This is a genomic window from Planktothrix sp. FACHB-1355 (genome assembly GCF_014748295.1).
Lineage (GTDB): Bacteria > Cyanobacteriota > Cyanobacteriia > Cyanobacteriales > Aerosakkonemataceae > Aerosakkonema > Aerosakkonema funiforme_A.
Map to the genome: position 1 here is coordinate 1 of NZ_JACJUP010001357.1, position 1534 is coordinate 1534.

Below are 1534 nucleotides of genomic sequence, written 5' to 3' on the forward strand. Positions count from 1 at the left end.
GTTCCCGTCCACTTAACTCGCGATCCGGTTCCTGGCTGCTCAAAGGTGATGGGAATAGCAACTAAAGGTACTCCATAGCTGAGCGAATCAAGTGTTGTATTCATTCCCCCGTGAGTAATGGTTAAACTAGCTTTGTCAAGCACTTCTAGCTGCGGAGCATATTCTACAACTAAGGGAGAACCGGGTAGTTTTTCTACTGCTTCTGCATTCATCCCGCCTCCGTGAGTAATTACCAATTGAACATCCAGTTTTTCGCAAGCCGCCGCAACAGTATAAAAAACATCTGCTTTGGTATTTTGTACGCTTCCCAGAGAAGCATAAATTAGAGGTTGTCCGGTTAATTGCTCAAATGGAAACGATACTTTTCGCGGTGATGAATTACGAAATGGCCCAGCGTAATGAACGTGCTTTGGCAAGTTAGGACAGGGAAAATCAAAAGCAGCAGGTTGTTGACTGATGTGAGCTAGTTGAGTGGATGTAGAATAAATATGTCGGTAAGGTGGTAACTTCCATCGAGCGCGATATTTATTGATAGTTTTTATTATCGGTTGGCAGCTGCGATCTAAAATGTGATAAGCAACCTGATTGCGAAGACGCGCCCACCAAGCATTATCGTAACTCCAAGGTGTGAAAAAGGGTGGAACGTCCGGTCGTCGGTGAATTGCTTGACCGGAGGATATGCAGATAAAGGGAAGGTTTAGGTATTGTGCGATCGTTTCGCCTGCGGGTTCGAGTTGATCTACCAACACGGCTTCAATTCCGATTGCTTTAATTGCGTTGGGAGCATCTTGGCAAATAATTTCAGTCACCATTTGGCAGAAATCAACTGAATAACGCAATGCTTTTATTTCGCTTAATTTAGCCAAGTTCTGGAAAGTTTCAGCTAATAGTCCCGGTCGATAAATAGACTCTCCAATTGGGTAAAAGTCTACCCCTTCGGAGCGAATTTTAAATTCTAGATCCGAGATTTGCAGAAACGTGATGCGATGACCGCGTATTTGCAGCTCTCGTCCCAAGGCTGACAAAGGATTTATGTGACCGGGGTAGGGAGGGCAAATTATACCAAAGTGAGTCATACTTGATTTAAATTTGGAATTTTACATGGAAAAGTTTTCTATTTCTTCCTTCTGTAAGCTTCTGGTAGCTTCCACCAAGGCAGATGAGGATATTCATGATGTTCCTCATGGTAGCAAAAGTGATAGCAGGTGATAAATGACCAGAAAACTGGTAGTGGATTAGTTTGCGCTCGATGACAATTAGTGTATCCTCCTTCTGGTTCGCGGTGGGGTAAGAAAGTTCCAAAGTAAAACAATTGTAATGAACTTAATAAGGGGGGTATAACCCAAAACAACATTAGATTGATTGCGGATATATGAAATACATAGTTGAGCGAATAAAATAGCGACATCAAACTGATAAGTTGCTTCCAATTACAATAGCTTGTCATAAATTTAAAATACCAAATAAAGAAATTATTGGATTCTTCATCGTGGAAATCTGGGTCGAGTTTGCTGGCAGGGTTGTGGTGGTGTAA

2 protein-coding genes are annotated in these 1534 nt (G+C 42.1%); both read right to left on the reverse strand.

All coding sequences use genetic code 11. The features are described 5' to 3' along the window. The coding region (locus H6S82_RS32380) for a glycosyltransferase (protein ID WP_191057438.1) at positions 1 to 1076 on the reverse strand (1076 nt) is incomplete at its 3' end. 38 nt (positions 1077 to 1114) lie between these two features. Further along, on the reverse strand, positions 1115 to 1534 hold a 420-nt coding region (locus tag H6S82_RS32385), incomplete at its 5' end, for a fatty acid desaturase (RefSeq protein WP_191057439.1).